Here is a 7499-nt window from a genome sequence, read left to right on the forward strand (position 1 = left end):
TTGGGGTATCGCCAAGCGGTAAGGCACCGGATTCTGATTCCGGCATTCCGAGGTTCGAATCCTCGTACCCCAGCCAAATTTAAAAGTCGTTCAGCAGTGAACGCACTGTTGCCCTCAACCGGCATAGTTACGGTCAAGCGCAACAGACAATTGGGGTATCGCCAAGCGGTAAGGCACCGGATTCTGATTCCGGCATTCCGAGGTTCGAATCCTCGTACCCCAGCCATTTCAATGCAAAAAAGCTCACTTCGGTGGGCTTTTTTGCTATTGGCGTCCTGACATGCTTACTCCGTACTGACTGCCGGGCAGGCGCTCTCCGCTACGCCCCTGCCCGGGAAGCCGGTTTTACAAGCCTAAGGCATACTTCAGCGCCTGACGCTTCAGCACCCCGGCGCGTTCAGCCGCCATCAGGCCAATATTACGCAGCATCCGCACCGGCGCCAGGTCATTGCTGAAACCGGCATAAAACAGATCCATCCCCGACTGCATGATAAAATTATCCGCTCGCCGCCGCGCCTGGTAGCGCTTCAGCACCGGCAGGCTGGCCCAGTCTTCGCCGCGGCCGCGCGCTTCCGCCAGGATCTCCAGCAGGGCATCGACATCACGATAGCCAAGATTAACCCCCTGCCCCGCCAGTGGATGAATGGTGTGCGCCGCATCGCCCACCAGCGCCAGGCCGGGCTGAACATACTGCAGCGCATGACGCCGGGTGAGCGGGAAGGCGCCGGCCGCCTGCGGCGTCACCCGTCCCAGCCGCGCCGGAAAGTGACTGGCGATCTCCTGCTGGAGCTGCGCCATGGTCATGCTCTGCAGCTGACGGATCCGCGCCGGGGCGTCGTACCAGACCAGCGAGGCCCAGTGGTCGAACAGCGGCAGGAAGGCGCGTGGGCCGCTGGGAGTAAACTGCTGCCAGGTGCTGTCGCCGGGATCGTCGGCGCATTCGACGCTGATCAGCATACAGGACTGCTGATATTGCCAGGCGTGCACGCCGATGCCGGCCATCTCCCGCACCTGGGAGTTAGCGCCGTCGGCGCCGATAACCAGCCGGGCGTGGATCGTCTCCCCCTCGCGCAAATGCAACGCCGTCTGCGTCTCGCCGCGCTGCATCGTTTTCAGTTCGCTACCGACGCGCAGGGTAACCGCCTCATGCGCCGCCAGCGCTTGCCACAGGCCCCATTGCAGAACCTTGTTCTCGACCATATAGCCCAGCTCCGGCAGCTTGAGCTCCGCGGCGTCGAAGGCGACGTGCGCGCTCTCCCACTCCCAGGTCTCCAGACGGCGATAAGCGTGGACGCGCATCGCCCGTATGGCATCCCAGACGCCGAGACTCTTCAGCAGGCCGACCGAAGCCGCGCTGATCGCCGAGATCCGCACATCCGGGGCGGATGCCGGATCGAACGCCGGTGGCGCCGCTTTCTCAAGCACCGTCACGGTAAATCCCTGTTGCGCCAGCCCTAACGCCAGGGCGCCGCCGACCATGCCGCCGCCCACGATGGCGACATCTGTTACGTGAATTGTCATGGCTATTATCCTTAAAGCAGAATCCGTTAAGTTTACCGGATTTTTCGCCCTCTTGCGGCGATAACGCTCGCACTGGTCAGGGGGCGACCAAAGCATTACAATACGCGCCCTGGAATGCGAAATTCACCCTGTATATATCCCCGCGTTTTGGATATCTATTACTGAGCATGAGCAAGTCAATGACAAAAAAACTCCATATTAAAACCTGGGGCTGTCAGATGAACGAGTATGATTCATCAAAGATGGCCGATCTGCTGGATGCGACACATGGGTATCAACTGACCGAAGTGGCGGAAGAAGCAGATGTGCTGTTGCTCAATACCTGCTCAATTCGTGAGAAGGCCCAGGAAAAAGTTTTCCATCAGCTTGGCCGCTGGAAGCTGCTGAAAGAGAAGAACCCGGACCTGATTATTGGCGTCGGCGGCTGCGTGGCTTCCCAGGAAGGCGACCATATTCGCCAGCGCGCGCACTATGTCGATATTATTTTCGGGCCGCAAACCCTGCACCGCCTGCCGGAGATGATTAACTCCGTGCGCGGCAACCGCAGTCCGGTAGTTGATATCAGCTTCCCGGAAATTGAAAAATTCGATCGCCTGCCAGAGCCGCGCGCCGAAGGGCCGACCGCCTTTGTCTCGATTATGGAAGGTTGCAATAAATACTGCACCTACTGCGTGGTGCCGTATACCCGCGGAGAAGAAGTTAGCCGTCCGTGCGACGATATCCTGTTTGAAATCGCCCAGCTGGCGGCGCAGGGCGTGCGTGAGGTCAATCTGCTGGGGCAGAACGTTAACGCCTGGCGCGGTGAGAATTACGACGGCACCACCGGCAGCTTTGCCGACCTGCTGCGCCTGGTCGCCGCCATCGACGGCATCGACCGCATTCGCTTCACCACCAGCCACCCGATCGAATTTACCGACGATATCATCGACGTTTATCGCGATACGCCGGAGCTGGTGAGCTTCCTGCACCTGCCGGTGCAGAGTGGCTCCGACCGTGTGCTGAACCTGATGGGACGCACCCATACCGCGCTGGAGTATAAAGCGATTATTCGCAAGCTGCGTGAAGCGCGCCCGGATATTCAGATAAGCTCCGACTTTATCGTCGGCTTCCCCGGCGAAACCACGGAAGATTTCGAAAAGACCATGAAGCTCATCGCCGACGTCAATTTCGATATGAGCTACAGCTTTATCTTCTCCGCTCGCCCGGGCACCCCGGCGGCCGATATGGTCGACGACGTGCCGGAGGCGGACAAAAAACAGCGTCTGTATATCCTGCAGGAACGCATTAACCAGCAGGCGATGGCCTGGAGCCGTCGCATGCTCGGCACGGTACAGCGCATCCTGGTGGAAGGCACCTCGCGTAAGAACATCATGGAGCTTTCCGGACGTACGGAGAATAACCGGGTGGTCAACTTCGAAGGTACCCCGGACCTCGTCGGTAAGTTTGTCGATGTCGAAATCGTCGATGTATACACCAACTCGCTGCGCGGTAAAATCGTGCGCACCGAAGCGGAGATGGGTCTGCGTATCGCTGAATCACCCGAATCAGTGATTGCCCGCACCCGTAAAGAGAACGATCTTGGCGTGGGAATTTACCAGCCATGATCCCTTCAGGCCTGTCGGTTCCGGCAGGCCTTGTAATTCCTCTCTCCGTCCCTATATCTACAGCAATGCTTGCGCCATTTTCCTGTGACGTAAATAATTTCCTGATTAGCCGGCCACGCGCCGCGTCCGGCCACCTGCGTAAAGAGGAATAGTTTGAACATAGACACTCGTGAGATTACCCTGGAGCCAGCGGATAACGCACGCCTGTTAGCCCTGTGCGGCCCGTTTGACGACAACATTAAACAGCTGGAGCGTCGGTTAGGCATTGAGATCAACCGCCGTGACAATCACTTTAAGCTGACCGGTCGCGCCCTGTGCGTGCACGCTGCCGCCGATATTCTGCGCAGCCTGTATGTCGACACAGCGCCAATGCGCGGTCAGATTCAGGATATTGAACCAGAGCAGATCCACCTGGCGATCAAGGAAGCGCGCGTACTGGAGCAGAGCGCCGAAAGCGTGCCTGAGTACGGTAAAGCCGTCAATATCAAGACCAAGCGTGGGGTAATCAAACCGCGTACGCCGAACCAGGCGCAGTACATCGCCAATATCCTCGATCACGACATCACTTTCGGCGTGGGTCCGGCGGGTACGGGTAAAACCTATCTGGCGGTGGCGGCGGCGGTCGATGCGCTGGAGCGCCAGGAGATCCGCCGTATTCTGCTGACCCGTCCGGCCGTCGAGGCAGGCGAAAAGCTCGGCTTCCTGCCCGGCGATCTGAGCCAGAAGGTCGACCCGTATCTGCGCCCGCTGTATGACGCGCTGTTTGAGATGCTCGGCTTTGAGAAAGTGGAGAAGCTGATTGAGCGTAACGTCATCGAAGTGGCCCCGCTGGCCTATATGCGCGGACGGACGCTGAATGACGCCTTTATCATTCTTGATGAAAGCCAGAACACCACCATCGAACAGATGAAGATGTTCCTGACCCGCATCGGCTTTAACTCCAAGGCGGTGATCACCGGCGACATCACGCAGATTGACCTGCCACGCAGCACCAAATCCGGTCTGCGCCATGCCATCGAAGTACTGGCGGAAGTCGATGAGATCAGCTTTAACTTCTTCCATAGCGAAGACGTGGTGCGCCATCCGGTGGTCGCCCGCATCGTGAACGCCTATGAGGCATGGGAAGCCGCAGACCAGAAACGTAAAGCAGAGCTGGCCGCCGAGCGCAAACGCGAAGCCCAGGAACAGGAGCAAAAATGAGTCAGGTGATCCTCGATTTACAGCTGGCCTGCGAAGAGACCAGCGGCCTGCCGGACGAAGCCCTTTTTCAACGCTGGGTCGACGCCGTCATTCCGCCGTTTCAGGAGGAGTCAGAGTTAACGATTCGTCTGGTCGACGTTGCAGAAAGCCATGAGCTGAACCTGACCTATCGCGGCAAGGATAAGCCGACCAACGTCCTCTCCTTCCCGTTTGAAGCGCCGCCGGGAATTGAAATGCCGCTGCTCGGCGATCTGATCATCTGCCGTCAGGTGGTAGAGCAGGAAGCCAGCGAGCAAGGTAAGCCGCTGGAGGCGCACTGGGCGCATATGGTGGTGCACGGTAGCCTGCATCTGCTGGGCTACGATCATATCGAAGACGACGAAGCGGAAGAGATGGAAGGCCTTGAAACAGAGATAATGCTTGCTCTGGGCTATGAGGACCCGTACATTTCCGAGAAGATTGCGGAATAGCGCCCAGCCGGATGGCGGTGCTTGCGCCTCATCCGGCCGCTGTTTCTGCGTTTTACCTGCCAGAAAGTCAGGCAACCCATGCCGTCCGGCGCTGAGTTTACGCGCGACGAGCGACAGTTAAATCAACATGAGAACCCAAACGACGCCATGAGCGACGACAATTCACACAGTAGTGACACAGTAAACAGCAAAAAGGGATTTTTCTCCCTGTTACTCAGCCAGCTTTTTCACGGGGAACCGAAAAACCGCGATGAACTGCTGGCGCTGATCCGTGATTCCGGGCAAAACGACCTTATCGATGAAGATACGCGTGACATGCTCGAAGGGGTAATGGATATCGCCGACCAGCGGGTCCGCGACATTATGATCCCCCGTTCACAAATGATAACCCTGAAACGCAACCAGACGCTGGACGAGTGCCTGGATGTCATCATCGAATCCGCCCACTCGCGTTTCCCGGTCATCAGTGAAGATAAAGATCACATCGAAGGGATTCTGATGGCCAAGGATCTGCTGCCGTTTATGCGCAGCGACGCCGAAGCCTTCAGCATGGAAAAAGTGTTACGGCCGGCGGTTGTCGTCCCGGAAAGCAAGCGGGTCGACCGCATGCTGAAAGAGTTTCGCTCACAGCGCTATCATATGGCGATCGTTATTGACGAATTCGGCGGCGTCTCTGGCCTGGTGACCATCGAGGATATCCTTGAGCTCATCGTCGGGGAAATTGAAGACGAGTACGACGAAGAAGAAGATATCGATTTCCGCCAGCTGAGCCGCCACACCTGGACGGTGCGCGCCCTGGCCTCCATCGAAGACTTCAACGACGCCTTCGACACGCACTTTAGCGATGAAGAAGTGGATACCATTGGCGGGCTGGTGATGCAGGCCTTCGGCCATCTGCCGGCCCGCGGCGAATCTATCGACATTGATGGTTACCAATTCAAGGTAGCAATGGCAGATAGTCGTCGTATCATTCAGGTGCATGTAAAGCTGCCCGATGACGCTCCCCAGCCGAAGCTGGAAGAGTAAGCGGTAGCGCTGAAATGGCCAGCCGGGAGACCGCGAGTCATACACGGTTGTAGGAGCCCCGCGTCCGGCTGGCAAAAAGAATAGCCTGTAGCAGCAGGCGTTAATTAACGGGACGATTAACCTAAATGGTATTTGCCTCTCTTCTTGAACGCCAGCGCGTACGTCTGTTGCTGGCGCTGTTGTTTGGAGCCAGCGGAACGCTGGCTTTTTCACCTTATGACTTCTGGCCAGCGGCTATCGTTTCGCTGATCGGTCTGCAGGCGTTAACCCTCAACCGACGCCCGCTGCAAAGCGCCGGGATCGGCTATTTCTGGGGACTCGGGCTGTTCGGCACGGGTATCAACTGGGTCTATGTCAGCATCGCTCAGTTTGGCGGAATGCCCGGCCCGGTTAACGTCTTCCTCGTCGTTCTGCTGGCGGCCTATCTCTCGCTCTACACCGGCCTGTTTGCCGGCCTGCTCGCCCGTCTGTGGCCTAAAACTAACTGGATACGGATGGCTATCGCTGCCCCTGTCGTCTGGCAAATCACCGAGTTCCTGCGCGGCTGGGTGCTGACCGGCTTTCCGTGGCTACAGTTCGGCTACAGCCAGATTGACGGCCCTCTGAAAGGCCTCGCGCCGGTGATGGGCGTCGAGGCGATTAACTTCTTGCTGATGGTAGTCAGCGGCCTGCTGGCCCTGGCCCTCGTCCAGCGCAACTGGAAGCCGCTGGCGATTGCCGCGCTGCTGTTCGCCCTGCCGTTCCCGCTGCGCTATATCCAGTGGTATCAGCTGCTGCCGGCGCGCGCGACCCAGGTCTCGCTGGTGCAAGGCGATATCCCACAGGCCATGAAATGGGACGAAAAGCAGCTGGTCAATACCCTGAAAACCTACCTGGCGCTGACCCAGCCGCATATCGGCCACTCGCAGCTGATTATCTGGCCTGAATCGGCGATCCCGGATCTGGAGATCAACCAGCAGCAGTTCCTCAGCATGATGGACGATCTGCTGCGCGCAAAAGACAGCTCGCTGATCACCGGCATTGTCGATGCGCGTCTCAACAAGCAGAACCGTTACGATACCTACAACACCATCATTACTCTCGGCAAAGATACCCCGTACCGCTACGACTCGACCAACCGCTACAACAAGAACCATCTGGTGCCGTTCGGCGAGTTTGTACCGCTGGAGTCGATTCTGCGTCCGCTGGCGCCGTTCTTTGACCTGCCGATGTCCTCCTTCAGCCGCGGCCCCTACGTGCAGCCGCAGCTGATGGCGCATAACCTGAAGCTGACCGCGGCCATCTGCTACGAGATAATCCTCGGTGAACAGGTGCGGGATAACTTCCGGCCGGACACCGACTTCCTGCTGACCATCTCCAACGACGCCTGGTTCGGTACGTCCATCGGCCCGTGGCAACACTTCCAGATGGCGCGAATGCGCGCCCTGGAGCTGGCCCGCCCGCTGCTGCGCAGCACCAACAACGGCATTACTGCGGTGATCGGCCCGCGCGGCGAGATCCAGAAGATGATCCCGCAGTTTACCCGCGAGGTGTTGACCACCACCGTGACCCCCGCCAGCGGCTTAACCCCTTACGCCCGCACCGGCAACTGGCCGCTATGGGCGCTGACGGCGCTGTTTGGTTTCGCCGCGCTGCTGATGAGCCTGCGCCAGCGTCGCCGATAAGTTTCTCCGCCCCC

6 protein-coding genes and 2 tRNA genes are annotated in these 7499 nt (G+C 58.6%); 7 read left to right on the forward strand and 1 reads right to left on the reverse strand.

Annotation, left to right across the window (positions count from 1 at the left end; genetic code table 11):
• Position 1 precedes the first annotated feature (1 nt).
• Positions 2 to 76: transfer RNA gene (locus HMPREF9538_RS13275), tRNA-Gln, on the forward strand.
• Between the two features lie 75 nt (positions 77 to 151).
• Positions 152 to 226: transfer RNA gene (locus HMPREF9538_RS13270), tRNA-Gln, on the forward strand.
• A 119-nt stretch (positions 227 to 345) separates the two neighbouring features.
• Here the strand turns inward: HMPREF9538_RS13270 and ubiF are convergent.
• Complete coding sequence (ubiF, locus tag HMPREF9538_RS13265; RefSeq protein ID WP_004179039.1) at positions 346 to 1521, reverse strand: 3-demethoxyubiquinol 3-hydroxylase; 1176 nt, start codon at positions 1519 to 1521, stop codon at positions 346 to 348.
• 179 nt (positions 1522 to 1700) lie between these two features.
• Between ubiF and miaB the strand changes: the two genes are divergently transcribed.
• The 5 genes from miaB (at position 1701) to lnt (ending at position 7485) form a co-directional block, all read left to right on the forward strand.
• Positions 1701 to 3125 (forward strand): tRNA (N6-isopentenyl adenosine(37)-C2)-methylthiotransferase MiaB, encoded by a 1425-nt coding sequence (gene miaB / locus HMPREF9538_RS13260; RefSeq protein ID WP_002894730.1) that lies wholly within the window; start codon positions 1701 to 1703, stop codon positions 3123 to 3125.
• Between the two features lie 153 nt (positions 3126 to 3278).
• Positions 3279 to 4325 carry a PhoH family protein gene (locus tag HMPREF9538_RS13255; RefSeq protein ID WP_004176871.1) on the forward strand — a complete coding sequence of 349 codons (1047 nt, stop codon included), beginning with the start codon at positions 3279 to 3281 and terminating at the stop codon, positions 4323 to 4325.
• Complete coding sequence (ybeY, locus tag HMPREF9538_RS13250) at positions 4322 to 4795, forward strand: rRNA maturation RNase YbeY (RefSeq protein WP_002894722.1); 474 nt, start codon at positions 4322 to 4324, stop codon at positions 4793 to 4795. Before HMPREF9538_RS13255 ends, ybeY begins: the two co-directional genes overlap by 4 nt.
• Before the next feature lie 147 nt (positions 4796 to 4942).
• Complete coding sequence (gene corC, locus HMPREF9538_RS13245; RefSeq protein WP_004197606.1) at positions 4943 to 5821, forward strand: CNNM family magnesium/cobalt transport protein CorC; 879 nt, start codon at positions 4943 to 4945, stop codon at positions 5819 to 5821.
• A 125-nt stretch (positions 5822 to 5946) separates the two neighbouring features.
• Positions 5947 to 7485 carry an apolipoprotein N-acyltransferase gene (gene lnt, locus HMPREF9538_RS13240; RefSeq protein ID WP_009485181.1) on the forward strand — a complete coding sequence of 513 codons (1539 nt, stop codon included), beginning with the start codon at positions 5947 to 5949 and terminating at the stop codon, positions 7483 to 7485.
• Positions 7486 to 7499: the final 14 nt, after the last annotated feature.

The sequence above is a fragment of the Klebsiella sp. MS 92-3 genome (assembly GCF_000195655.1).
Lineage (GTDB): Bacteria > Pseudomonadota > Gammaproteobacteria > Enterobacterales > Enterobacteriaceae > Klebsiella > Klebsiella pneumoniae.